The sequence below is a fragment of the Spirosoma gilvum genome (assembly GCF_054776815.1).
This window is the reverse complement of record NZ_BAAHBH010000004.1, coordinates 538,474-563,930: the sequence shown is the minus strand read 5'-3', so window position 1 is coordinate 563,930 and position 25,457 is coordinate 538,474. Positions and strand designations below refer to the sequence as shown.

At 49.6% G+C, this 25,457-nt stretch carries 17 protein-coding genes; 10 read left to right on the top strand and 7 right to left on the bottom strand.

Annotated features, from left to right (window positions below; translation table 11 throughout):
* Positions 1-146 precede the first annotated feature (146 nt).
* Positions 147-293, top strand: coding sequence for a hypothetical protein (locus ACYVFD_RS13720; protein ID WP_461090707.1), 147 nt, complete (start codon positions 147-149; stop codon positions 291-293).
* 116 nt (positions 294-409) lie between these two features.
* Here ACYVFD_RS13720 and ACYVFD_RS13715 read toward each other — a convergent pair whose 3' ends face one another.
* On the bottom strand, positions 410-781 hold the full coding sequence (locus ACYVFD_RS13715; RefSeq protein ID WP_461090705.1) for a hypothetical protein: 372 nt from the start codon (positions 779-781) through the stop codon (positions 410-412).
* A 184-nt stretch (positions 782-965) separates the two neighbouring features.
* Here ACYVFD_RS13715 and ACYVFD_RS13710 point away from each other — a divergent pair, with 184 nt between their 5' ends.
* Positions 966-2,135, top strand: coding sequence for an acyltransferase family protein (locus ACYVFD_RS13710; protein ID WP_461090704.1), 1,170 nt, complete (start codon positions 966-968; stop codon positions 2,133-2,135).
* Between the two features lie 92 nt (positions 2,136-2,227).
* Here the strand turns inward: ACYVFD_RS13710 and ACYVFD_RS13705 are convergent, their stop codons facing one another.
* From ACYVFD_RS13705 to nirB, 5 genes are all read right to left on the bottom strand, one after another.
* Positions 2,228-5,569: a fibronectin type III domain-containing protein gene (locus ACYVFD_RS13705; RefSeq protein ID WP_461090703.1), complete on the bottom strand. Its 3,342-nt coding sequence runs from the start codon at positions 5,567-5,569 to the stop codon at positions 2,228-2,230.
* 145 nt (positions 5,570-5,714) lie between these two features.
* The gene (locus ACYVFD_RS13700; protein WP_461090702.1) at positions 5,715-6,386 is read right to left on the bottom strand and encodes a response regulator; all 672 of its coding nucleotides are present in this window, start codon (positions 6,384-6,386) and stop codon (positions 5,715-5,717) included.
* 27 nt (positions 6,387-6,413) lie between these two features.
* On the bottom strand, positions 6,414-7,898 hold the full coding sequence (locus ACYVFD_RS13695; protein WP_461090701.1) for an ATP-binding protein: 1,485 nt from the start codon (positions 7,896-7,898) through the stop codon (positions 6,414-6,416).
* A gap of 73 nt (positions 7,899-7,971) precedes the next feature.
* On the bottom strand, positions 7,972-8,325 hold the full coding sequence (gene nirD / locus ACYVFD_RS13690) for a nitrite reductase small subunit NirD (protein ID WP_461090818.1): 354 nt from the start codon (positions 8,323-8,325) through the stop codon (positions 7,972-7,974).
* 159 nt (positions 8,326-8,484) lie between these two features.
* Positions 8,485-11,049 (bottom strand): nitrite reductase large subunit NirB, encoded by a 2,565-nt coding sequence (gene nirB / locus ACYVFD_RS13685; protein ID WP_461090700.1) that lies wholly within the window; start codon positions 11,047-11,049, stop codon positions 8,485-8,487.
* 279 nt (positions 11,050-11,328) lie between these two features.
* Here nirB and cobA point away from each other — a divergent pair, with 279 nt between their 5' ends.
* The 8 genes from cobA (at position 11,329) to ACYVFD_RS13645 (ending at position 24,575) form a co-directional block, all read left to right on the top strand.
* Complete coding sequence (cobA, locus tag ACYVFD_RS13680) at positions 11,329-12,087, top strand: uroporphyrinogen-III C-methyltransferase (RefSeq protein ID WP_461090699.1); 759 nt, start codon at positions 11,329-11,331, stop codon at positions 12,085-12,087.
* Between the two features lie 384 nt (positions 12,088-12,471).
* Positions 12,472-14,007, top strand: a complete 1,536-nt coding sequence (locus tag ACYVFD_RS13675; RefSeq protein ID WP_461090698.1) for an alginate export family protein — start codon at positions 12,472-12,474, stop codon at positions 14,005-14,007.
* A 116-nt stretch (positions 14,008-14,123) separates the two neighbouring features.
* Positions 14,124-15,428 (top strand): NarK family nitrate/nitrite MFS transporter, encoded by a 1,305-nt coding sequence (locus ACYVFD_RS13670; protein ID WP_461090697.1) that lies wholly within the window; start codon positions 14,124-14,126, stop codon positions 15,426-15,428.
* 111 nt (positions 15,429-15,539) lie between these two features.
* Positions 15,540-19,046: a molybdopterin-dependent oxidoreductase gene (locus ACYVFD_RS13665; RefSeq protein ID WP_461090696.1), complete on the top strand. Its 3,507-nt coding sequence runs from the start codon at positions 15,540-15,542 to the stop codon at positions 19,044-19,046.
* A 51-nt stretch (positions 19,047-19,097) separates the two neighbouring features.
* Positions 19,098-20,555, top strand: a complete 1,458-nt coding sequence (locus tag ACYVFD_RS13660) for a rubredoxin (RefSeq protein WP_461090695.1) — start codon at positions 19,098-19,100, stop codon at positions 20,553-20,555.
* 157 nt (positions 20,556-20,712) lie between these two features.
* Positions 20,713-21,180 carry a nitrate reductase associated protein gene (locus tag ACYVFD_RS13655; RefSeq protein ID WP_461090694.1) on the top strand — a complete coding sequence of 156 codons (468 nt, stop codon included), beginning with the start codon at positions 20,713-20,715 and terminating at the stop codon, positions 21,178-21,180.
* A gap of 87 nt (positions 21,181-21,267) precedes the next feature.
* Positions 21,268-21,660 (top strand): hypothetical protein, encoded by a 393-nt coding sequence (locus ACYVFD_RS13650; RefSeq protein WP_461090693.1) that lies wholly within the window; start codon positions 21,268-21,270, stop codon positions 21,658-21,660.
* Between the two features lie 65 nt (positions 21,661-21,725).
* Positions 21,726-24,575, top strand: a complete 2,850-nt coding sequence (locus ACYVFD_RS13645; protein ID WP_461090692.1) for a M16 family metallopeptidase — start codon at positions 21,726-21,728, stop codon at positions 24,573-24,575.
* Positions 24,576-24,644: 69 nt separating this feature from the next.
* Here the strand turns inward: ACYVFD_RS13645 and ACYVFD_RS13640 are convergent, their stop codons facing one another.
* Positions 24,645-25,442, bottom strand: coding sequence for a sulfite exporter TauE/SafE family protein (locus ACYVFD_RS13640; protein WP_461090691.1), 798 nt, complete (start codon positions 25,440-25,442; stop codon positions 24,645-24,647).
* Positions 25,443-25,457: the final 15 nt, after the last annotated feature.

The window sequence follows — 25,457 nt, the reverse complement described above, 5'->3', positions numbered from 1 at the left end:
CCATAGGTTGAAGTTGCCAGGACACCTTCTTGCCCAATGCCCGATTGTAATATTGAACTGACCGTAAAAAATGGAAGCCAGGATCCAATTTGCCGATGCCTGAAAGAGCAAACACCGTCCCCAGAAAATAGCTCGATAAACCCGTAATGATCCAGCTATTTCCGTTGGGAAGATCAACCGAGGTGGGAGGGCCGCTTGTGCTTACCGGTTGGGTAGTTGGCGTAGACGACGTAGGAGTTGTTGAAGGCCAGGGATTTGTTGTTTTAATAGAGGTGTTGCTACCGCATGTGTAAACAATAGTACCCGATGCATCGCCAATCCCAGTCCAGCACTGGCATTCGCAGATTGGAGTAACGGGGGTAGACGGCGTAACGGTTTTTGTAACAGGAGGGGGTGTCGAGTAGTAATTTTACCGTTGTTGAGCTAAGGCGGCATTATAATTCTTTTTTTGAATAGCCCCTATGGTGAGTTCAATGGTACCGGTAATAAAGAGTGTCCAGAAGAAGGCGCTTTTCTCACTGATTTTTTGTGCTTGCTTCTCAAAAAGCTGGTATTCGTAGGTGGCACTACTGTCTTTAACAGCTAAAATATATGGTTTTAAGGTTTGGGTTGGATTACTAACATCAATGCCATCATAACTAAAAATGCGTGTTCCGTGTATGTATCGGCCATAACCTTCAACTGCTTCCCGATATTGAATAGGTTTGAGTGTACTATCGGCCTGAGCCCATGAACAAAAAGGGAGAGTACACAGAATAGCGATGTGTAGAGTCGTTTTCATAGGTGGATATGTTTACGGAGGAAATATCTGTCGTATTTATTAAAAGAGATATAAAGCTTGGTTAAAAGGTCGTTAACTTGGTGCTAGCCGCTCATAAAGGATATAGGTAACTTATAACCAGATGCGTTGAAGGTGCTTTTTTAATGCCTTTGCCCTACCTTTAGTTATATATTCGTTTCGAACAATGCATGTGAAGCCAGCTCTTGCCGAGTCAGTCCGTCCAACGCAGCAAACGGGTGCCACTCGTTTACTCTCGCTCGATTTTTTTCGTGGCCTTACAGTCGCGGCTATGATTCTGGTGAACAATCCGGGCGATTGGGGGCATATATACGCACCGCTTGAACATGCTGCCTGGAATGGTTGGACGCCTACCGACCTGATCTTCCCCTTTTTCCTGTTTATCGTCGGCGTTTCCATTACGTTTGCCCTGGGGGGCAAGGTAGGTGAGGGAAAGGGAGTAATTCAAAAAATAGTTAAGCGTAGTGTCACCCTATTTCTGCTTGGCCTGTTCCTGAATTTTTTTCCAAAGTTCGATGTCTCGACGGTTCGTATTCTGGGCGTATTACAGCGGATCGCCATTGTCTATCTGGTTTGCTCGCTGATCTTTTTGAAAACCTCTCCTCGTCAGCAGGTTTACACACTATGCAGTATCCTAATTGGTTATTGGTTAGCCATGACGTTGATACCCGTACCAGGTGTGGGGTATGCCAATCTGGAACCCGAAACGAATCTGGCGGCCTGGCTGGATCGAATTATTCTGACACCTGCCCATGTCTATAAACCAGCCAAAGTGTGGGACCCCGAAGGTATTTTTAGCACAGTGCCCGCTCTAGGTACCGGCATGATCGGTATGCTGACCGGGACCTGGTTACGAACAAATAGGCCGGTTTCAGAAAAGGTGGCCTGGCTTTTCACTATCGGTTGCCTGACCCTATTTGGCGGATTAATCTGGAACGGTTTCTTTCCGATCAACAAAGCGTTATGGACCAGTTCGTATGTGCTCCTAGCGGCAGGACTGGCCATGTTGGTGCTGGCGTTGTGTTACTGGCTAATTGACGGGCAGGCCAAAGCGCAAAACTACCGCTGGGCTATAGTACCGTTTGTAGCGTTTGGGGTTAATGCGATTACCGTTTTCTTTCTGTCAGGACTGATTCCACGAATCATGAATTTGATTCATGTGGCAAGGCCCGATGGAACAGAAGTTAGTCTGAAAGACTACCTCTACCGAACATTTATAGCACCTCCTTTTACCGATCCAACCAATGCGTCACTAGCCGGAGCATTGACGTTTGTGCTGATCTGGTTTGGAATTTTGTGGTGGCTGTACCGTAAGAATGTGATTATTAAAGTTTAGTCTAAGCTATAGCCCCAATTGTAGTTTAGCCCTCTGGTCAAAACGTAATTGCTGACCGGTATCAGAACCAGGCCATAGGCAGTATCGATTCGTTAATAGCCGATTTTCAACTGGGCGCCGTTGTTGTATTGCAAACTCCCTCCAGGGTCAAAGCCCGCTTTCTGGACGGTGGCAACATAACCGGTTGGGAGGGTTACAGAATGTTTTAACTGAACTACATCGCCACTGGAGGGTACACGGCCACATGACCAGATAGATGAGTCGGTCCAGAAGCCAGTCTGGAGCGTATATAGCTGGGAGCAGAGCGTGAAAAACGACGATGCCGAAAATGCCGAACTTTCCGTAGCCGAACAACGGGTTCTGATTTGCCATTCATACTGGTTATCAGTCGCTAAGTTCGTTAGAGTCGTATAACTGTAGCTACTTGAACTAACCAGATTGCTAAGGGTTGTCCAGGTCGCTGATCCTACAATCCGGTAACGGATTTCATAGCGAGTGTCACTATTGCCGTAATAGAAAGACCAGTTTAAGTCAGACGAAGTAGCCTGACGATTCGTAACATATAAGTTGGTCGGTGTAGTGCAGGACGCTGTGTAGAAGTATACGGAATTTGAGAAGCTGCTATATAGTGCTCCAGTACTACACACCGTCCTGATTTGTACTTCATATGGTGTATTGGCGGTTAAACCTGTTATTGAAACACTGGTTGAGGTTAGATTACTGATCGTAGTCCAGTTATTGACTCCCACCTGTCGATAGCGCACTTCGTACGTAACATCCAGACCCGTCTGATACCAGTTTAGCGTGGCAGATGTTACCTGCATATTTACCCACATATAGGGCGTTTGACACTGGGTGGTAAAGATCTGGCTGGCCGTGAAGGTCGAACTCTGGGTGGCGGAGCAGACCGACCGAATTTGCCATTCATACTGAACCCCGTTGCTTAACCCGGTCATTGTGTACATCGTATTGCCCGACGATGCCATCGGTAAACTGTTTACCATAGTCCATTCTGGATTGCCAACAGGTCGATACCGGAGATCGAATGTTGTTCCGGCGTCTAATGTCCCATTGCCATTCCAGACCAGTTGAGCGGATGTGGATGAAACTAAATTCGTATAATACGAAGCGGGTGGTTTGCAGGCAGGCGTGAATGTACTGGTAGCTGAATAATCGGATTGGGCTACGTCGGAGCATTTGGTACGAACGCGCCATTCGTAGGTAATGTTTGTGGTTAAACCCGTCAGTAAATAATAACTTGTCGTTAAGCCGTTTGTTGTAATCCAGTCTGTAGCACCGATTGGTCTGTATTGAAGCTCATACGAGCCGCCCACTTCTAATGGATAACTGGTTGACCAGGATAGCTGAGCAGTTGTCGCTGTTAGGTAAGAAGACAGGTAGGCCGGTATACGGCAAACGGTCGTAAATGAATTGGTTGGCGAATAAGACGAACTCTCAGTGGGTGTACAAATACTCTTCAGTTGCCATTCATAGGGTGTATTGTAAGCTAAACCTGTTAGGGAATAGGTAGACGCCGTTAGGCTGCTAACGGTAGTCCAATCGGGAGAACCGGCCGGACGGTAGCGGATTTCATAGGCTTTAGTAGGTTCGGTGTACGCATCAGACCAGGAGAGACGTGCCGAAGTAGCGTACGTATCGGTTGAATATAGGCCATAGGGTAACTGGCAGGAAACGGTAGTAAATGACTGAATACTGGAAAAATCGGTGGTAATCGCTGGTGGATTTGGGCAGAAGCCCTGAACCCGCCACTCATAGGGCGTAGATGAGTTTAGGCCGGTGAGCGAATAAGGCACAGTCGATAAACCTGCCAGGCTGCTCCAGTTTGTATTACCTTTTATGCGCCACTGCAAAGTATAGGTCTGGCCAGCATATTGATTCCAGTTTATATAGGCTGATGAGCGATAGGCATAATACCCAAAACCAGCAGGAATTGGGCAGGTTGTTGTGAAGCTAACCGGCGAATAATACGTAGCTGAAGTGGTAGCTTTAACCTGCCATTCGTAGGCCGTGTTCGCTGTGAGAGAAGAGAGCGTATAGTTCGTAGTGGTCAATTGACTGTACGTGTTCCAGGTACTGCTTCCTACGGCCCGCCACTGCAAATCGTAGGTGCTATTATTGCCAACGCTTCCCCAATTTAACTGAGCACTCGAAGCGGTAATATTAGTTGTTACGAATTGATAATTTAGCAGAATACCAACTGTTGGACTTAAACGACCAGTTGTGGTATTGGATGGGCGAATACGGTAATAGTACTGCGTCAGGAACACGGCCTTCGTGTCGGTAAACGTGGTTACATTGGGCGATACACCGCCAATCGGCACAAAGCCCGTTGTAGGCGAGGTGGATCGTTCGATGAAATAACCCATCTCATTCGTTGCATTATCCTGCCAGGTCAACATAATCGATGTGCCACTGACAGTCCCTGTTAGGTTGCTGGGTGCAGTTACGGTTGTGGGGGGAGCAATGAGCGTATACGCAGTGTGTGTTTGTCGCAACGCTAGCCCTGCCTGCATTCGGTCGTACTGGCCTGCGGTGAAATTACTTGTACAGGGGAAATAATACGACATGATATTAGTAATGGAGGGCAAATAAGCTTCCCCATTGGCATCGCGGGCCGTACTGGTGGGGTCATATTGTGGGCACCCATTTACATAAATAAGATTGGCTCCCGGCATGTTGTACGGGTCGGCAGGTGTGTCGCATACCAGATCGCCATCGGTAGTGCAGTTGGCTCCAGCTCCTCGTGTGACCAGCTCCGTTGTTACGCCAGAACCGAGGGCTCCACTGCCCGGATTCTGCCCAAACGTGTGAATGAGGTTAAAATTATGGCCCAGCTCATGGGGAATCAGCCGATTGCCCAGATCGTCCTCTGTCTCAAAACCACCGACAGCGATGACTGAGCGAGTAGAAATAATGTCATTAGACGGATAATAGGCATAGCCTCCTGCTCCGGAGGAGATGAAGGGCACATAATACTGGTTCAGTGCATTGGACGCGTTTCCATCGGGGTATAAAATCCCCTTGATATAGAGGGAGTCGTTCTTGATATAATCGGGCGTATCGCCGGCAAAATAAAACTGAATGCCGTAGCCATTGGTCAGAAAATAGCTGTTGGTAAGGGCTATGACCTGATTCAGGCTGGCTAGGCTGAACCCGCCCGTTCCGTCACTACGCTGGACAATGTGCGGTCGGATAGGAACATACGTAATAGTGGTAAAAACGGCTCCAGAGGCTTTCTTTTTTTGTAGAGCCAGATTCGCTTCTTTGGTAAGTGAGAGGGCTTGTTCAGATGTTAGTTCCGTGATGCCACAAAGGGCGGAGGCCGACGGAACAGGCGTTTGCGCATACAAAGGTGTACAAGCGATCAGAAATAGAAGCCAACCCGATAGTAAATAGGTAGACACTATTTTCATCAGTATATGTATGATGGGATGGGGCCATTTTTAGAATAAACGTCTATTATTTTATCTGTAGAAACTATTTAGTTAGTATATATTTATTATTGGGTATACTACGTACGAAGTTGGCAGAAATTAGTCGACTTAATTCCCCGGTTCGTTATCGACTTTTCTCTTCCAGTGCAATCCGAATCAGATCGACCGTGTTTTTAACGCCGGCCTTTCGGATGATGCTTGCCCGCTGGTTAGCTACTGTGTTGGGGCTGATGCCATAGCGATCCGCGATTTCGGGGCTACTCATCCCATCGATTAGGCAGGTAAGGATTTGGGCTTCCCGAGAGGTAATCCTGTTCCAGATGGACGGGTGTTTGGGCCGGTTTTCCGTTTCACTTTTTCGCTGGATGGCATTGGGTAATACTAGATGGCGAATAATGACCGACGATGCATTGGGTGGATAGTATAAATCGCCATCCACTACAGTTCGTACCGCCTTTAGAATCTCTTCCTGACCAGTATCTTTCAGCAGATAACCGGCTGCCCCTTGCTGAACGGCTTTCAGAATATAGTCGGGATTGTTGTGCATGCTGAACATCAGTGTTCGCACCTTGGGGTACTTTTCGGATATGACCTTCAGCGCATCTATTCCCGACATACGAGGCATGGTAATATCGAGTAGCAACACGTCCGTATCGATCCCCGACAATAAGGCAACGGCCTCATCGCCATCAGAAGCCTCGCCAACGATCTGAATGTCGGGTTCGTCTTCCAGCAACATCCGGATACCTTTTCGGACGACTGAATGATCATCAGCAACAAGAACGCGTATCGCCATGGTGATAGGGTTTACGGTTTTTACGTTTTATTGAGAACTGTCTGATAAATTGACAGTTACCTGGACAGTTGTTCCTTTTTTGGGTTTAGATTGAATGTTAAGCGTGCCCTTAAGCAATAGGGCACGAGTCCGCATATTCTCCAGCCCATTAACGATCAGCGACGATTTTTCCTTTGACCGGGTTGTCTTCAGCGAAAAACCTTTTCCGTCATCTTCAACAGAAAGCACTAATTTATGGCTATCTTGCCAAAGAATAATGCGAATTATTTGTGAATTGGCATATTTTATCGCATTGTGTAGCGCTTCCTGCGCAATTCGATACAGGCCGATTTCCATGGCCGGACTTAACCGAGGGGCGTCACGAGGCCCATCAAAGACTACGTTCGTACCCGACGATCGGGCGGTCTGTTCCGCTAATAGCTGTAAAGTAGGCCCTAAACCGAAATCGCCCAGGGTAGACGGCATCAGATTATACGACACCTGGCGTGTGGTCTGGATAATGTCGGCGATGAGGTCACAGAGTTCCGCAAACCGCTGCCGTTGTTTCTCATCACCCAGGGTCGATGACTTGATTTTTTCGGCATGCAGTTTTAAGCCGGTTAGCATCTGCCCAATACCGTCGTGTAGTTCGCGGGCAAATCGACGCCGTTCTTCCTCCTGGCCTTCGAGTAGCGCTGCCGATCGAACCCTGTCTTCGGCCCGAATGAGCTGATATTTTTCTTCGGTTGTCCGAATCAGCTCCTGTTGTGTATCCAGCAATTTCTGGTTTGTATAGGCCAGATTCTCATTCGTTGCGCCTAGTTCCCGGTTAGTGATTTCCAGTCGTTGGTTAGCCAGTTGGAGCGAGCTTTCGGATTTAGCCAATCGGCTGATTACGGTTTTGGTGTGGTTGACAACGGGCCTGAAAATAAATAAACCTTCAATCAGCAGCGTGATCAGGGTAGCACTGGTCAACAACCATTCAATTCGTTCGAGTGAGCGGACGCGTTCAACACTTTCGGTATCAAACTGAAAAACGATGTCGTTCATTTGCTTTAAAAACGACAACTCATTCTGGAGTACGACCTGTAGGGCTTTTTTACGTTCGGCAGGTGGTGATTGTGGCGCATTGATTCGACTAAATCCCTGATACATGGCTTGGAAGTAAGGCTCAATATGGCCGAACATGCTATCGAGCGTCGGGCTTTTCCGAACAGCATAGCCTTTTTCCATCTGAAGCCTTCCCCGTCGCAGTTGATCCTGAGTTTTCCGCCAGTCGTATAATAATGAATCGAACGAAACCGTATCGGTTGCTGCGATGCCCTCGGCCCGAAGAATGGCCAGCTTGGTTAGGCGCTGACTCAACATGCGTTGTCGACCAGCTACATTAACAACCCGCCCATCGTCGTAGTGATTGCTTAGTGTCTGTTTTATAAACCAAAGCCCACCCAACGATAGCATCGCAATGACAGTGAGGGCTATCACATAAAACCGAGTCAATCGGCTGGCTACCTGTTGGTCAAGTTGGTGCATAAAATCCATTTACGGTTTTACTGCTATGGTTTACGGCCCGGCACAAACCGAAGGCCGTAAACCATACAATCACTTACACGCCAATATACACAACACCCTGCTCGATTTTTACCGGAAAGGTGTTAATCTGGTGGTTATCGTCGTTCAGACACTGGCCCGTTTTCAGCGAAAACGTTTTTTTATGAAAAGGGCAGGCTACTTTGGGCTCGTCGCCCTGACTGCCGATCATACCTCGTGAGAGGACCATCTGCTGGCGGTGCGGACATTCGTTATCAGTAGCGTACCATTCGTCCCGACGTGCGAAATTGAAAATGGCGATCTGCCGGCCACCGATCAGCGCACAAGCGCCCCCATCGGCAGGAATATCTTCGACCCGACAGGCTGGGTGCCAGGTCAGTTTGTCTTTATTTATCGAAATCGCTTCCATTGTTTTTGTCATTTTTTGTGGTGTCGGGTAGAAGTACCCGACACTAAGCGGTTTCTCAAAACCGCGTTAGAAATTTATTTGACACGGTTTTGAAAAACCGCTTGGCGTCAGTTTTGAGAAATTGACACCACGAGATGAATGACCACTAATGACACTATATTACGCCCATTCTTTGGCGCGTTTCTGATCGCGTAGGGTCTCAAATTGGATAGTCGGATCTTTTTGCTCGGGTACGTTAACGAAGTGAGCGAAGCGCTGGCGAAGGTGAGGGTTTTCCACCACTTCGGCCCATTCGCACTTGAACGTATCGACCAGTAACTGCATTTCGCGTTCCAGATCGGCAGCCAGACCTAACACATCGTCAACCACAACGGCTTTTAGGTACGATATGCCACCGTCCATTTTGTTGAGCCAGGTAGCGGTTCGGGTGAGTGGATCGGCGGTTTTAATGTAGAACATCAGGAATCGGTCGATGTATCGGATGCAGGTTTCCTTGTCGACGTCGGAAGCCAGGAGCAGCGCATGCTGGGGCTTAATACCGCCGTTGCCGCATACGTACAGGTTCCAGCCTTTTTCGGTAGCGATGATGCCGAAATCCTTACTTTGGGCTTCGGCGCATTCCCGAGTGCAGCCTGAAACCGCCGACTTCAATTTGTGTGGTGCCCGAATGCCTTTGTACCGTTCTTCGACCTCAACCGCAAACGATACCGAGTCCTGTACGCCAAACCGACACCAGGTGCTTCCGACGCAGCTCTTCACTGTCCGCAGCGCTTTGCCATAAGCATGTCCACTTTCAAAACCAGCCGCGATTAGTTCCTCCCAAATAGCTGGTAAGTCGCCAACGTGAGCCCCGAACAGGTCGATGCGCTGACCACCGGTGATTTTCGTGTACAAGCCGTATTTCTTCGCTACCTGACCAATCACGATCAGCTTGTCGGGTGTGATCTCCCCGCCCGGTATACGCGGCACGACCGAATAGGTACCCCCCTTCTGAATATTGGCCAGATAGCGGTCGTTTGAATCCTGGATGGTAGCCCGGCCTTTTTCCAGAATGTTCTCGTTCCAAAGACTGGCCAGAATAGACGCCACCGCTGGTTTACAAACTTCGCACCCATCGCCATGGCCGAATTGGTCCAGAACGGCATTATAGGTTTTCAGACCGTTAATTTTTATCAGATCCAGCAACTCCTGGCGGCTATACTCCAGGTGCTCGCAAAGTACATTGCGGACGTAAACGCCCTGCTGTTTCAACACGCCCTGAATCAGATCTTTCACCATCGGCGTACAACCGCCACAACCCGTACAGGCTTTGGTCGCTTTCTTCAACGCATCGACTGAGGTATGACCATTTTCACCGATTTCATGACAAAGCATCCCTTTCGTTACGGCTTCGCATGAGCAGATGAGCGCATCGTCGGGCAGGCCCATAACACCGGCTCCCGCTTCTTCACCCCCGCGTGAACCCAGGATCAGGTCTTCAGGGTCGGGTGGGAGAACGGTTTTGTTCTTGCAGGTTTGGAGCAACATATTATACTGCTCGGCATCGCCCACCAGAATTCCACCCAGCAACTCTTTGCCATCCGAGGAAATATTAATTCGTTTATAGACACCTTTAGCCTTATTTTCATAGACGATTGTCCGGCAGTTTGGACCACTGGCAAACGGATCGCCGAACGAACCGACATCGGTGCCGATCAGCTTAAGCTTGGTCGACATATCGAACGGCTTAAACTCTTTTTCCACGCCCATCAGTCGAGAGGCAACCACATCAGCCATTTCATAGCCTGGAGCAACCAGACCATAAATCATGTGGTGGGCAACGGCACATTCGCCAATGGCAAAAATGGACGGATCAGACGTTTGCAGGAAGTTGTCGACCAATATGCCACCCCGTGGATGGGTATCGATACCGGAAGCCTTCGCCAGTTCATCGCGGGGTCGGATACCGGCCGAAATGATGAGCATGTCGACGTCCAGATGAGAGCCATCGGCAAACTGCATGCCCGTAATGGCATCTTCGCCGGTAATTTGCTGCGTACTTTTCGACAGGTGGATGTTGAGCCCTAAGGATTCCAGTTGCCGTTGCAGAATTCCCGACCCGGCATCGTCGATCTGCCGGGGCATCAGCCGGGGCGCGAACTCCACTACGTGGGCTTCTTCCAGACCCAGATCGAGCAGGGCTTTGGCGGCTTCCAGCCCAAGCAACCCACCGCCAAGTACTGCGCCTTTACGCGTCAATCCAGACCGGGTCAATCCAGACCGGGTCAATCCAGACCGGGCTTTACGGGCGTATGACTGAATAAGGTCGAGATCTTCGATGGTCCGGTACACGAACACGCCGTCTTTTTCAACACCCGCTACGGGCGGCACAAAAGCGCCCGAACCGGTAGCCAATATTAGATAGTCGTATGGCACTACAACCCCATGGTGCGACCGAACTTCTTTGCGTTCGCGGTCAATGTCAACGACGGGGTCGGTTAGGTAGAGCGTAATGCCATTTTCGGCATACCAGTCGGCAGGAGCCAGTGTCAGATCGTCGGCGGTCTTGCCATCGAAATAGGCACTTAGATGTACGCGATCGTAAGCCACACGCGGTTCTTCCCCAAAAACCGTCAGTGTAAATCGGCTCTCGTTTTTTTGCTTGACTACTAATTTCTCGCAGAACTTATAGCCCACCATGCCGTTGCCGATGACCACGACATGCTTGTTTGTGTTTGTGTTCATAGTTAGAAGTAACTACAACATTGTGAAAACCCTGATTTATTATTGAATTAATCCAAGAAACAATGCCTTTTTGTCCCCCATAAGGCAGATCAAAAGTAAAAGGTATTTTTTGTAATTCCTAACGTAATATTTTGATTTAGGTCGATTTCAAAACATAATTTTTTAAAAAACCCTTGTTTTTAAGAATTTCGTCTCTACTTTTGAACCATGAATCACCAATAGTGGTAAATCACTACAAATAGTACAATACCACTATTTAACTCTAAAACGAAGAATCAGATGCGGCCAAAGCTAACACTCGTGGGGGCGGGTCCCGGCGACGGCGAATTGATCACCTTGAAGGGGGTCAGGGCGCTTCGGCAAGCCGACGTTGTTTTATACGACGACCTTGCCAATCATTCTTTATTGGAGTTTGCCCCTGAGCGGGCATTGAAAATTTATGTAGGTAAGCGGGTGGGTAAGGCATCCTTCTCACAGGATGAGATTAATGCCTTAGTCGTCAGTCTGTCGCAGGAGTACGGGCATGTGGTGCGGCTGAAAGGGGGCGATCCTTTCGTTTTCGGTCGTGGGTTTGAAGAGTGTGAGTATGCTCGTCAGTATGGAATAACCTGCGAGGTAGTTCCAGGTGTTTCGAGTAGTATAGCGGTACCAGCTTCACAGGGGATTCCGGTCACGAGCCGGGGTGTAAGCGAAAGTTTTTGGGTCATTACTGGCACCACCCGCCATGGCGAACTGTCCGACGATCTTCGGTTGGCGGTTCAGTCGAAAGCGACGGTTGTTGTGCTGATGGGCCTTGGTAAAGTGACCGAAATCTGCGACTTGTATTGCCAGGCTGGTCGGGGGCATCTACCGATGGCGGTGATACAGAACGGAACGCGTGCCGATGAGCACTGCGTAATTGGTAAGGTCTGGAATATGCCGCAGTTAGTGGCCGAGCAAGGCGTGGGGGCGCCTGCTGTATTGGTCATCGGCGAAGTAGTTGCACTGCATCCGTCCTATCTGGCGGAGTGCCTGCACAACGTTTCCATGGCCTACTGATTTGAGTTTTCTGTTTTCTGTTTTCAGTTAGATGACGCGAAGGAAGTAGGCGTGCGTTAGTCTAGGTTGGGAACCGCAACTGTAAACAGAAAACTGTAAACAGAGAACAGAAAAAGCCGATCCGGTGTGGGGGCACCTTTGGACCGGCTTCACAGGGTTTGTCTATGCGAAAAACACAAACGCGTCAAAGAAAATGAAAAAACGCTCGTAAAGCAAATTTGCTTCTTCGCCAACGCAGGTAGTAGCCGATCGTCTTAGATCTCGTCAGGCGCTGCTTACCTTCTATCTTTCTGATTATTGTCTTACGTCGACCCACATTTTTAGCTGGGGTGAATTCGTTTTGCCAATTCCATTCATTTTCTCACCAAATCGACAGTCTTTCTGATGAAATTTACTATAAAGCAATGCCTGCTAACCGGTAGTTTGCTTCTGGCTATATATAGTTCGGCGCAAGCACAGTTTTCGCTGATCGGGCAACTGCGGACCCGTACTGAACTCCGAAACGGACTGGGTAACCTGGCACCCAAAGAGGCACCCGCTGCGTTTTTTACCTCACAGCGTACCCGTCTTACCTTCGGGTATAAGTGGGATCGGGTGCAGTTTCAGACCTCAGTACAGGATGTTCGCGTATGGGGGCAGGATGCGTCAACGATCAATAATGCCGATGGAAATCGACTGATGGTACACGAAGCCTGGGCCGAAATTACACTGGCTAACAGTGCCGATACAACCATTAAATTCAAGCCTGTTCAAAATCTGTCGCTAAAAATTGGCCGCCAGGAGCTTGTTTATGATGATGTTCGCTTGCTGGGTAACCTCGACTGGCTCCAGCAGGGCCGCCGGTTCGATGCCGCTTTGCTGAAAGCACAGCACCTGGGCTGGGCACTTGATCTGGGCGTTGGTTTCAACCAGAACACCGATGCGTTCGGAACTGTAGGAGATTACTATACTGCCGGTAACGCACCGGCTACCGCCCTGTCGACCAAGAACGTAACGCTGGCGATTCCGACCGGTTTTCTGCCTACAGCCGGTAAAGGTGGGGCACCCGTGCTGGCAACGCCGTTGAGCACCAATGGCCAGAACCAGCAGTTTAAGTCGTTCCAGATGGCGTATCTGACTCGGAAATTCAACCTAACGAAATTCTCGGCACTGCTCTTTAAAGACGATTTTCAAAAATATCGGATCGACTCACTTGGGAACGCTACGCAGGGTTACGTATATGGTAGACGTTATGACGTGGCGAGCGTGAATTCGCGGGTCACGTATGGTGCGATGCTAACGGGACTAGTAGGGAATGCGTCGTCGAAAGTCGGGAAAGTGCAGTGGCAGGCTTTTGCCTATGGGCAAAGTGGCAAAGACCGGGATGGCCTGACGCTCAAAAAGGCCTATCACTATGGTGCCAACTTCATGATTCAACGGGGGGCGTTCAGTGTTGGGCCGGGTTATGAAGTGCTGTCGGGGAACGATGCCACAACGATTCAATCGGGTGAGACCAGCCGCTTTGACCCCCTCTATGGAACGCCACACCGGCATTGGGGCTATATGGACTACTTCTACGTCGGAACAGGAGCACCCGCCGGTGGTCTGAAAGATGCGTTCCTGAAATTCAAATATGCCGGAACCCGCCTGACGACGACGCTGGACGCCCATTACTTCGCGCTTGCCAATGCGACCTATAACAAGATGCCCGATGTGCCAGCCGGTACGTTGCTGAATGCAAAACTGGGTATGGAGTACGACTTCGTGGCGACCTACGCGCTCAACAAGTTTACCACGCTTGAGTTCGGCTATTCGATCATGAACGGTACGAATACCCTCGAATACACCAAGCAGGGGACGATGGATGAGAAAAACAAGATCGGCACCTGGTCGTACCTGATGATCAACATTCGTCCTGATTTCCTGGCTTCTAAAAAGTAAGACATACTGGTAGTAACGCGGGTGGAAACCCGCGCTATCTGGTTGCAAATCGCGGGTTTCCACCCGCGTTACTATAAATCTACTACACAGCTCTAAATCTCTAAATGCATACAACTATGAATTCAATCATGAATAAGCCACTCGATTCGCTGAATGTACTGAATTTCAAAGGCGTTCAGATGCGGACTTTTCACATTACGTGGCTTACATTCTTCGTCTGTTTCTTTGGCTGGTTTGGCCTGGCTCCGCTCATGCCCGCCATTCGTGAAGATCTGGGACTAACCAAACCACAAGTTGGTAACACGATTATTGCCGCTGTATCGGCTACCATTCTAGCCCGGCTGATCATCGGTCGGTTGTGCGATACATGGGGACCACGCAAGACCTACACAGCTTTGCTGGTGATTGGAGCATTTCCTGTGATGCTAGTCGGCCTGGCGCATGATTATACCACATTTCTGCTGTTTCGACTGGCTATTGGGATTATCGGCGCGTCGTTTGTGATTACGCAGTATCATACATCGGTGATGTTTGCGCCCAGCATCAAAGGGACGGCCAATGCCGTAGCCGGTGGCTGGGGCAATCTGGGTGGTGGTATCACGCAGTTGGCCATGCCGTTGATCATGGCAACTATCGTTGGTTTCGGCTATACGAAGCCCGAAGCATGGCGGTTGGCCATGGTGGTGCCTGGTGTGCTGATGCTCATTATGGCATTCGTGTATTACCGCTTCACACACGACACTCCCGCTGGGAATTTCGATCAGATCGAACGGTCGGTTGCAACAGGGGAAAAAGTAAGCTTCTGGAAAGCCTGCGCTGACATTCGCGTATGGGCGCTGGCGTTGGCCTATGCCTGCTGCTTCGGGATGGAGATCACCTTCGATGGGGTTGCAGCTCTTTACTTCTTCGATAATTTCAAAATGGAGCAGACCGAAGCGGGTTTCTGGGCCATGTTGTTTGGGTTCATGAACATTTTTGCCCGGGCGCTGGGCGGTATCGTCGCCGATAAAGTCGGGAAGAAATACGGCATGCGTGGTAAGGGTGTACTATTGGCCAGTATGCTGCTGCTCGAAGGACTGGGTATTATCCTGTTCGCCAAGGCTGGTAACTTGCCCATGGCCATTGCCTCGATGCTGATTTTTGCGCTCTTCCTGAAAATGTCGAATGGTGGGACGTATGCCATTGTTCCGTTCGTCAATCCAAAAGCTGTCGGCGTTATTTCGGGCGTTGTTGGGGCTGGCGGTAACTTGGGTGGTATGCTGATGGGCTTCCTGTTCAAATCGCAGTCAATTACCTACGGGCAGGCGTTCCTGTACATTGGCGGGGTAGTTGCCGCTGTAGGGGTACTCCTGTTTTTAGTGAATTTCAATAAAGCCGTCGTGGTCGAAGAGCCCGCCGAAGTGGAATTGCAATTGAATTAACGGAAAAGGAAGAAAGGAGAAGGGACGAAAGGAAGAATGTTTCAACGAATGAACTTCGTTCCTCTTTTCCATCTCTTTTCCATTCTCCCTTTTCTTTTCTCCCTTTTTATCATGCAAACGACCTGTTGTTATTGTGGTGTTGGCTGCGGAGTAGTGGTCAAACAGGAACCGAACGGACGAGTGACCGTTGAGGGCGATAAGCAACACCCATCGAACCGGGGAAGGCTCTGCTCGAAGGGCATGAATCTGCATTATACGGTTATGGATCAGTCGGATCGGCTGCTGTATCCGCAGATGCGTTTCAACCGGAATATGCCCATGCAACGGGTAAGCTGGGATGCGGCCCTCGAACGAACAGCGGCTGTTTTCAGGACGTTCATTCAGAAATACGGGCCCGATTCGGTGGCGTTTTATGTGTCGGGGCAATGCCTGACGGAGGAATATTACTTGGTCAATAAGCTCATAAAAGGCTTTATTGGCTCCAATAACATCGATACCAATTCGCGGCTGTGCATGAGTTCGGCCGTGGTTGGCTATAAACTCTCACTAGGTGAAGATTCGGTGCCCGTTTGTTACGACGATATCGAAGAGGCCGACGTTTTCTTTGTGGAAGGGGCCAATCCAGCCTGGTGCCACCCCATTATCTGGCGACGGATTGAAGCGCATAAAGCCGCTAATCCGAATGTCAGAATCATTTGTGTCGATCCACGCAAGACCGATACTGCCCGATCGGCCGACCTGCATCTGCCCATTCGGCCCGGTACTGACATCGTGCTCAACAACGCCATTGGCCGATTGCTGATCGAGAATGGCGATATCGATATTGATTTCATCACCAACCACGCCGATGGGTTTAGCGCGTATCGTGAGCAGGTGATGCAACGCACCATTGAGGAAGCGGCTGAGCTTTGCGGCATTTCGGCTAAACAGATTGAGACCGTTGCTGACTGGATTGGCCGGTCGAAAGGCTTTCTGTCACTCTGGACAATGGGCCTGAATCAGTCGGTGGTTGGCGTCAATAAAAACCTGTCGCTGATTAACCTGCATTTGATTACGGGTCGTATCGGTAAACCGGGGAATGGACCTTTTTCGCTAACGGGGCAACCTAACGCCATGGGTGGGCGCGAAACCGGCGGACTCGCTAATGTGTTGCCCGCTCACCGCGACGTAACCAATGCTGTGCATCGCGCCGAAGTAGAAGCGTTCTGGAACAGTCCGGTCAAGATTGCCGATAAACCCGGCCTGACAGCCACCGAGATGTTTGACGCGCTGGCTACTGATAAACTGAAAGCCATCTGGATTATCAACACCAATCCGATGGTGAGTATGCCCGATGTCAATACGGTTGAACAGGCGTTGAAGAACGCTCGGTTTGTGGTGGTACAGGATGTGTCGAATCGGGCCGATACCGTGCAATTTGCGGATGTGGTGCTTCCTGCGGCTGCCTGGCTCGAAAAAGAAGGAACGATGACCAACGCTGAGCGTCGGATTGCGTACCTGCCAAAGGTGCTTGACGCGCCCGGTGAAGCCCTGCCCGACTCGGAAATCATCTGGCGCTTTGCCCGAAAAATGGGCTTTACGGATGCGTTTGCGTATAAAAACGTATCGGAAGTTTACGACGAATACGCGCAGATCACAGCCGGTACCAACGTCGACATAACGGGTGTTAGTCACGAATTACTGAAGCAGGTACGAACCGTGCAATGGCCTTACCCGGCAGAGGGCGTGGGGCAGGAGGCAGGGGGAACAAAGCGTCTGTTTACCAACCATCAGTTTTATACGGCAAATCAGCGGGCGCAAATACATGCGGTACCCGACGGAAACGCGTCGGAGCCAACGGATTCCGATTTTCCGCTGGTGTTAACCACCGGGCGTATCCGCGATCAGTGGCATACCATGACCAAGACGGGTCGGGTTGCCAAGCTGAACCAGCATAGTCCACAACCATTTCTGCAAATTCATCCTGACGATGCACGCGTTCGAGGCATTCAGGATGGACAATTGGTCGAAGTTCGCGGTCGTAGGGGAGAGGTACGTGTGAAAGCGCAACTCACCGACGATATGCGGCAAGGTCTGTGCTTTCTACCCATGCACTGGGGTAAAGTGATGAACAGTAACTTGAATCGGGCCAATAACCTAACCAGTGCACTCGTTGACCCTCGATCGAAAGAGCCTGATTTTAAGTTTACAGCGGTAGAGGTGGTGCCGTATCAGAAGGCGGCCGAGAAAATCGTCATCATCGGAGCCGGTTCGGCAGGGTTGGGCTTTATCAACGCGTACCGGAAAATGACGGCTGATGATGAAATTCACGTCTTCTCCAAAGAAATTTACCCGTTCTACAACCGCGTTCTTCTACCCGATTACATCAGTGGGGCTCAACCTTGGGAACAACTCGTAAAACTGCGTGAGGACCAGTTTGCCGAAGCTAATATCATCGTTCATAAAGGTATAGGCATCGAGCATATCGACCGAAAGGCAAAAGTGGTGGTCGACTCCAACGGGGTTGAACATGCGTATGATAAGCTCCTGCTGGGAACGGGAAGCCGTGCGTTCATGCCCAAAGGGATTCCGCGTTTACCCGGTATTTTCAATATGCGTTCGCGGCTCGATGCCGACTCGCTCATGCCATTCCTGAATCAGGAGGACCCACACACGGTCATTGTTGGGGGCGGGTTGCTTGGACTGGAGCTGGCGGCTTCGCTGCGACAGATTGGCGTTCGGGTAACGGTCATTCAGCGGGTAGGCCGCTTTATGGAACGACAACTCGACCCACTGGCCAGCGAATTACTTTATCTGGAATTACTCGACCGGGGCATTGAGATCTATTTCAACGAAGAAGTGCAAACCTTTATCGGTACGGATCGGGTAGAAGGTGTTCAGTTGAATTCAGGCAAACGGATCAATTGTCAGGCCGTCGTAATCGCCATCGGTACGGTTCCAAGCATTGACCTGGCTCGCGAAGCTGGACTTACCTGCAACCGGGGCGTTGTGGTGAACGACTACCTGCAAACCTCCGACCCCGACATTTTTGCAGCTGGTGAAGTGGCTCAGTGGAATGGGCAGATGTGGGGCATCACGCTGGCGGCCGAACAACAGGCTGAAGCCGCAGCCCGGTTTATAGCTGGCGATGTCTCGCAACCTTATCGAGGCAGTCTATCTATCAGCATTCTGAAAATGGAAGGGTTGCATCTGTGCAGCATGGGTATGACCGAAGTGCCTGCTAGCGCTGGTAACGAATACGAAGAAATCGTCTTTATCGACAAGGCAAAGCGCTATTACAAGAAGTGTATCGTCCACCGCGATAAACTAGTCGGCGCCATTCTGGTCGGGGATAAGAATGAATTTGCCGAGTTCCGTGAGCTGATTGCCAATGGTATAGAGCTATCCGAAAAACGGCTTCAACTATTACGGGCCAGCAAAAAAGTAGACCCCGTCGAAGGCAAGCTGGTTTGTTCGTGCAATACGGTCGGGCAGGGCAATCTGGAACGGGCCATTCAGGCCGGCTGTACCGATTTTCAGCAGCTTTGCCAGAAAACCGGTGCCGGTACCGGTTGCGGCTCGTGCCGCCCCGAAGTACGGAGTATTCTTTTATCAATGAGTGAATTAGTGAATGATTGAATAGAGCGTAATTTTCAGCTATTCAATCATTCAATCATTCAAAATTAATCCATGCGCGACTATTATACCCTGAAAATAAATCTGCCGGCTGGGATCGTATCGCCCGCGTCGTTGCAGAATGTGTTGACGCTGGCCTACAAAGCCCACGTGCGAACGGTTCGGTTTGGCGCGCGTCAGCAACTGCTCATGACGGTGCATTATGAGGATATGCGGTTTCTGGAGAAAGACCTGAAACAGCACGCCATCGCTTATGAAGCCAATACTGAATTATACCCAAACATCATCAGTTCGTATTGTGGCGAAGAGGTGTTTCGGACGGGGGCCTGGCTGCACGAAAGCGAGTACCATACCGTACTGGATCAGTTCGACTATGAACCCCGGTTGAAGGTAAATCTGTCGGATTCGAACCAGAGTTTTACGCCATTTTTTACGGGTAATCTCAATTTTATTGCGTCGCCGGAGCCGCATTTCTGGTTTCTCTATGTACGCCCGAAGCAGACGAATACGCTGTTTCGCTGGCCTGAATTAATCTACACAAACGATATTGGCCGACTCGCCAAAGCCGTGGAAGACGCCATGCTCGAGCATGGCTACCGTGATGAGGAATCGCTTTATCAGGCCGTTACGAAGGAGCAGTCATTCATTACCCAGCGGGCTACCCAGGAAGTTGAGCTACCTGAGTTTTCGCTACCGTATTACGAAGGGTTTAACCGATATGGACAGCGCTCGTGGCTGGGCTTGTACCGGCGGGATGAGCAGTTCTCGATTCCGTTCCTGCTCGATGTGTGTGCCTTGTGTTTAAAAACGCGCATCGGCGAGTTGTGCGTAACACCCTGGAAATCGCTTATCATCAAGGGGATTGAAGAAAAAGATCGGGCGGCCTGGTCGTATGTACTAGGGAAGCACAACATCAATGTACGCCATGCCGCCAACGAACTGGCCTGGCAAACGGAAGACCATACCGAAGAGGGCGCAGCGTTGAAAAATTATGTGTTGCGCTATTTTGAAAAACAGGATACCCGCACGTTCGGACTGTGTTTTGGCATACAGACCCGGCCAAAATCGGAGGTATTTGGTTCGGTACTGATTCGCAGACGGCCGCTGCTTCAGATTGGACAGTTGGCCTTGTTTAGTCTCTACGACATTTATTATACCGAAAACTTTAACCCCAACAGCCGCACCCATCGCTTGTTTGAAAAAGGGCTGTTTAAAGTTCATCTGCCCAATCAGCTCAATCGCCTATGCCGAAAATTCAACGCAAGACGATTGGAGGAAAAGGTGGAAATCGTTCGGGTAGAACCCGAAAAGCCAGAACAGCCTTCAACCAATGAGGTCGTTGTTCATCAGTGCTCACACTGTTTTACGGTTTACGATGAGCAGTATGGTGATGCCCGACAAGGTGTTTCGCCGGGGACAACCTTCCATAAACTCCCGGCCAGTTATGTGTGCCCGACCTGCGATGCTCCCAAAAGTGAGATGTGCGAGGTGGTACTGGAATATGCACGATAAAGTTTGGCCTTAAGAGCTATACAAATATAATTAGAAGCCAATAATGGGTGTTTTTTCATCCCGACGATAGGGGGATCTTCTCATTTTTCGAATCACTCAAGTAAGGAATTTTTAAGATCCCTCCTATCGTCGGGATGAAAAAAATTACAATCCGCTTATGAAACCTGTCGCTGTAGCCCCTACATTCTTCGCATTTGAGAGCGATTTTGTTGAGTCACTTCGCTGCATTCCCATGATTGTCCGGTATAAACTGGATACATGCGGCATCAAACTAAAACTGCCCGAATGGGTTAAGCTCACCGTTGTCGACAAAGCCCGTCTGGCCGAACAATCCTGCTATACATCCACCGAAATAGCCCAATACCGGCAGGATTTAATCGATCTCGTACAACGTCGATGCCACCATGCCGTCAGCGAATTGGGCGATGTGAATCCAACCTGGGATTATCTGGGCGAAGTGCCCGACGAAGTGCAGCAAAAAGCCATAGAATGGGAGTGTAGCCCACTAACCATTCAGCAATGGCTGCAACTCGACGTTCTACAACGTTTTGCATTGGTCAAACTAAGCCGCTCAGGCCATGAAGGGAAGAATTTTCCAAAAGCGATGCGGGAGTTTTTTCATTGAGTGATTGAGCGAATGAGTGATTGAGTGAAAAATAGTACACGTCAACTATCCACTCATTCACTCAATGAAAATTAGTAGTATTAAGCTGTGAATCAGCAGGCGCAGGAATTAAAACGACAAATCGAACGCATTTTGCATTGGGAACCGTCGTCGCATTGGCGATTGCGCGACTTCGTGCACTTAAGCCAACTCATTTTCAGCCATACCCATCACGAACTGAATGTTGACGATTTACAGGCGTTCTGGCAGTCGTCGGAATTTCCATCAAAATCGTTTTTAGACACGCTTACGCAGTTTATTGATTACGAAGGCTGGGACGATTTCTGCGACCGAAACCAGGTGAGCGAAATGGTTCCGATCAAGCCCGATGCATTTCATGCCCGTAGTTGGGAAATTCCAGCCCGGTGGATTATTATTATCTGCTGGTTATCAGTTGTTCTATCTATAGCCGTTGCCATGCTGTTAATCTGGCGACGGTAAACGATTCGACAGGATAACTCGTTATGTTTTAGTAATCAATAAACCCGCCTACTACGGCCAACCGAATGGTACGTTTACCCCTATTACTTAACCTACTTTGTAGTGCATCGCTGGTCATTGCACAGCCCGCGCCAAAACCGAAAACCGTCACTAAACCAACCACTTCATCGACGGCTAGTCTTAACCTGAACAGTCCTATTCCCACCGACCCAGCCGTGAAAGTTGGTAAGTTGCCCAATGGCCTGACCTATTACATCCGTAAGAATGCCGAACCCAAAAATCGTGCTGAACTCCGGCTGGTGGTTCGGGTAGGGTCGGTGCTTGAAAATGATAATCAGCAGGGGCTGGCGCACTTCATGGAACACATGGAGTTTAACGGCACGAAGAACTTTCCCAAGAATGAACTGGTCAATTTTCTTCAGTCGGCGGGGGTTCGCTTTGGCGCTGACCTGAATGCGTATACTGGTTTCGACGAAACAGTCTATCAACTTCCCGTTCCGACCGACTCGGCCAATGTTTTCAAAAACGCGTTTCAGATTCTGGAAGACTGGGCGCACAACGCCACCATCGACCCTACTGAAGTAGACAAAGAACGGGGTGTCGTGCTGGAGGAACGACGGCTGGGGCGCGGAGCTGGTCAACGGATGCGCGACAAATATTTTCCGGCTTTGCTGAACAATTCACAGTATTCCAAACGCTTACCTATTGGAACGGAACAGGTCCTGACAACCTTCAAAACCGAAACGCTACGGCAGTTCTACCACGATTGGTACCGTCCTGACCTGATGGCCGTTATTGCCGTTGGCGATTTCGATATGAAGCAGGTCGAAAGCATTATTCGGGAAAAGTTCGGCCGTATTCCTGCCGTGAAAGCCCCCAAACCACGAACCGAATATGAGATTCCGGCACATAAAGACACGAAAGTAGTGATCGTAACCGATCCTGAGCAGCCTAACACGGTGATTCAGGTGATTTATAAGCGCCCGGAGATCAAAGAGAAAACCCTGAACGATTTGCGGGAAAGCATTAAGCGGGGGCTTTTCAACACCATGCTGGGCAATCGGATTCAGGAGCTAACCCAACAGGCGAATCCTCCATTTTTAGGCGGCTACAGCAACTACGGCGATTTTCTGGGAAATCTGGATGCGTTTACCTCGATTGCCGTTGCCAAAGGGGGTAATGTTGAACAGGCCATTCGGGCCGTTTTGAACGAAAATGCGCGCGTAAAGCAGTTTGGTTTTACAGCTACCGAGCTGGAGCGGGCCAAGCAGGAGTTCATGACCAGCGTGGAGCAGGCGTATAGCGAGCGGAACAAAACCCGTTCGTCTAGCTTTGTGAACGATTACGTGCAGAATTTTACGGAGAAAGAGCCATATACCAGCATCGAATTCTATTATGACTTTCTGAAAAAAGAGCAGCCCGGTATCAAATTAGCCGAAGTGAACGCTCTGGTCGATCAGTTTATTCACAACGACAACCGGGCCGTCATCGTGATGGCTCCTGAGAAAGACAAAGATAAACTGCCCACCCAGGAGCAGATTCTCAGCTATATCGACGACGCGGGTAAAGGGCTGACTGCCTATGAAGATAAAACCGTCGATAGTCCCTTACTCGCGACCCAGCCAACTGCTTCGCCTGTCGTGAACGAAAAGAAGATCAGCGATATCGGTGTTACGGAATGGACGCTGAAAAATGGCGTGAAGGTGGTGCTGAAACCTACCGATTTCAAAAATGATCAGATTCTGTTCTCAGCGAGCAGTTTTGGTGGAACATCACTCTATGATCTGAAAGATTTCCAGTCGGCCCGGTTTTCGTCTACCCTGACGGCCATGGGTGGAACCGGCGCGTATAATCAGATTCAACTGGGGAAATTTCTGGCAGGTAAACAGGTTAGCGTATTCCCGTATGTGGGCGAGTTGAGCGAAGGAGTCAATGGTAGCGCAGCCCCTAAAGATCTGGAAACCGCTTTGCAACTTCTGTACAGCTACTTTACCCAGCCTCGAAAAGACCCTGACGTGGTTAAGGGATTCCTATCGAACCAGCGCAGTGCGTTACAGAATCAGATCAATACCCCAACGCCACAAAAGGTATTTCAGGATACTGTCTCGGTTACGTTGAGCGCTAACAATCCCCGCCGTCAGCCTTTAAAACCCGACGATCTGGATAAAATTGACCTCGACCGGGCACTTCAAATCTATCAGGAACGCTTCGCCAATGGGGGCGACTTCCGGTTTTTCTTCGTTGGTAATTTTAAAGAAGAGCAGATCAAACCGTTAATTGAAAAATACCTTGGTGGTCTTCCAGCGTCGGATAAACCTGAAAAATTCAACGACCTGGGTATTCGCATTCCATCGGGGCAGATCAGCAAAACGGTGTATAAGGGCCTTGATCCCAAAGCATCGGTACAACTCGTATACAGCGGTGATTTAGCCTGGTCGCCGGAAGTAGCAACCCAACTGGACGCGCTGGCCGAAGTGCTGGAAATTAAGCTGATTGAAAAGCTTCGGGAAGAGGAGAGTGGCGTGTATGGCGTTGGAGCCAGTGCCGCCTACGCCAAATACCCGGTACCGCGCTACACGTTCCGTATCAATTTTGGCTGTGGCCCCGAAAACGTCGAGAAGCTGATTGCCAAAACACAGGAGCAGATCAATGAGCTTAAACAAAAAGGTGCTTTGCCAGCCGACATTGCCAAATTTAAAGCCGAAACGCGTCGGGAAACGGAAGTGCAACTAAAAGATAATCAGTTCTGGCTCGGCTATCTGCAAAACCAGTACTACAACGGCGATGCTCCTGACGAAGTCTTACACGAGAATGAACAACTGGACAAAGTAACCGTCGAAAGCACAAAAGCCGCTGCGAATAAGTACTTAGGTCAAAACTTTATCCGGTTAGTGTTAATGCCAGAGAAGAAGTAATAGATAAACGTTATTCTAATGATAAAAAGCTATTGAGTAATTAGTAGCTTTTTATCATTTACAGGCCTTCTAGAGTAGCTCGTTCAGAATTATAAAAGTCGCTACGGCCAGCACAAACCAGCCGAATCCCTTTTTTAGCCGATCAGGTGCAATAAAACGGGATAAATACATCCCGATGAAAATACCTACGATGGATAATCCGGTAAAGGGCAGCAGAAAATTCCAGTTAAGGTCAGTATGGTGAATATCGCCCAGAAAACCCACGAACGAATTGACGGCAATAATCAGAATAGAGGTGGCTACAGCTCGGTGAATGGGTAGCCCAGCCAACAGAACGAGCATGGGTACAATCAGAAAACCGCCACCTGCACCAATAGTGCCCGTCAGTAGACCCACCGAAAGGCCATCCAGAGCCAGATTGCCATAGCGTGGCTGTCCATCGGCAGCCTCGCCCTGTTCGGGACCGTCGTTTCGAATCATCGAACGAGCCGCCAAAATCATAACAATGGCAAAGAAGTAAAGAATAGCATCGCTTTTCGACAGCCTGAACTGCTCAAATTGAAATAAAGGATCAGGAAGGGCAGGTACTAGAAATCGTCGGGTCAGGTAAACGGAAACAAATGAGGGTAGCGCAAAAGCTGAGGTAACCTGTAAATCGACCTGCTCCTTCCAGATGTGATTGATCGACCCAACCAGTGACGTAGCTCCTACCACAAACAGCGAGTAGGTTGTAGCCAGCACGGGTGGAATCTGGAAAACGTATACAAAAATGGGAACCGTCAAAATTGAACCGCCACCTCCAGTCAAGCCAAGTACTATGCCGATAATAAGTGCCGAAGCATAACCAATAAGTTCCTGTGTACTCATAAACGCACAAAAGTA

What these genes read in the sequence shown, in the direction of transcription:
- cobA (WP_461090699.1), top strand. Translation starts at nt 11,329, where the DNA reads ATGCGGCCAAAGCTAACACTCGTGGGGGCGGGTCCCGGCGACGGCGAA.
- ACYVFD_RS13640 (WP_461090691.1), bottom strand. Translation starts at nt 25,442, where the DNA reads ATGAGTACACAGGAACTTATTGGTTATGCTTCGGCACTTATTATCGGC.
- ACYVFD_RS13705 (WP_461090703.1), bottom strand. Translation starts at nt 5,569, where the DNA reads ATGAAAATAGTGTCTACCTATTTACTATCGGGTTGGCTTCTATTTCTG.
- ACYVFD_RS13670 (WP_461090697.1), top strand. Translation starts at nt 14,124, where the DNA reads ATGAATTCAATCATGAATAAGCCACTCGATTCGCTGAATGTACTGAAT.
- ACYVFD_RS13660 (WP_461090695.1), top strand. Translation starts at nt 19,098, where the DNA reads ATGCGCGACTATTATACCCTGAAAATAAATCTGCCGGCTGGGATCGTA.
- ACYVFD_RS13645 (WP_461090692.1), top strand. Translation starts at nt 21,726, where the DNA reads ATGGTACGTTTACCCCTATTACTTAACCTACTTTGTAGTGCATCGCTG.
- ACYVFD_RS13710 (WP_461090704.1), top strand. Translation starts at nt 966, where the DNA reads ATGCATGTGAAGCCAGCTCTTGCCGAGTCAGTCCGTCCAACGCAGCAA.
- ACYVFD_RS13700 (WP_461090702.1), bottom strand. Translation starts at nt 6,386, where the DNA reads ATGGCGATACGCGTTCTTGTTGCTGATGATCATTCAGTCGTCCGAAAA.
- ACYVFD_RS13720 (WP_461090707.1), top strand. Translation starts at nt 147, where the DNA reads ATGATCCAGCTATTTCCGTTGGGAAGATCAACCGAGGTGGGAGGGCCG.
- ACYVFD_RS13695 (WP_461090701.1), bottom strand. Translation starts at nt 7,898, where the DNA reads ATGCACCAACTTGACCAACAGGTAGCCAGCCGATTGACTCGGTTTTAT.
- nirD (WP_461090818.1), bottom strand. Translation starts at nt 8,325, where the DNA reads ATGGAAGCGATTTCGATAAATAAAGACAAACTGACCTGGCACCCAGCC.
- ACYVFD_RS13675 (WP_461090698.1), top strand. Translation starts at nt 12,472, where the DNA reads ATGAAATTTACTATAAAGCAATGCCTGCTAACCGGTAGTTTGCTTCTG.
- nirB (WP_461090700.1), bottom strand. Translation starts at nt 11,049, where the DNA reads ATGAACACAAACACAAACAAGCATGTCGTGGTCATCGGCAACGGCATG.
- ACYVFD_RS13665 (WP_461090696.1), top strand. Translation starts at nt 15,540, where the DNA reads ATGCAAACGACCTGTTGTTATTGTGGTGTTGGCTGCGGAGTAGTGGTC.
- ACYVFD_RS13655 (WP_461090694.1), top strand. Translation starts at nt 20,713, where the DNA reads ATGAAACCTGTCGCTGTAGCCCCTACATTCTTCGCATTTGAGAGCGAT.
- ACYVFD_RS13715 (WP_461090705.1), bottom strand. Translation starts at nt 781, where the DNA reads ATGAAAACGACTCTACACATCGCTATTCTGTGTACTCTCCCTTTTTGT.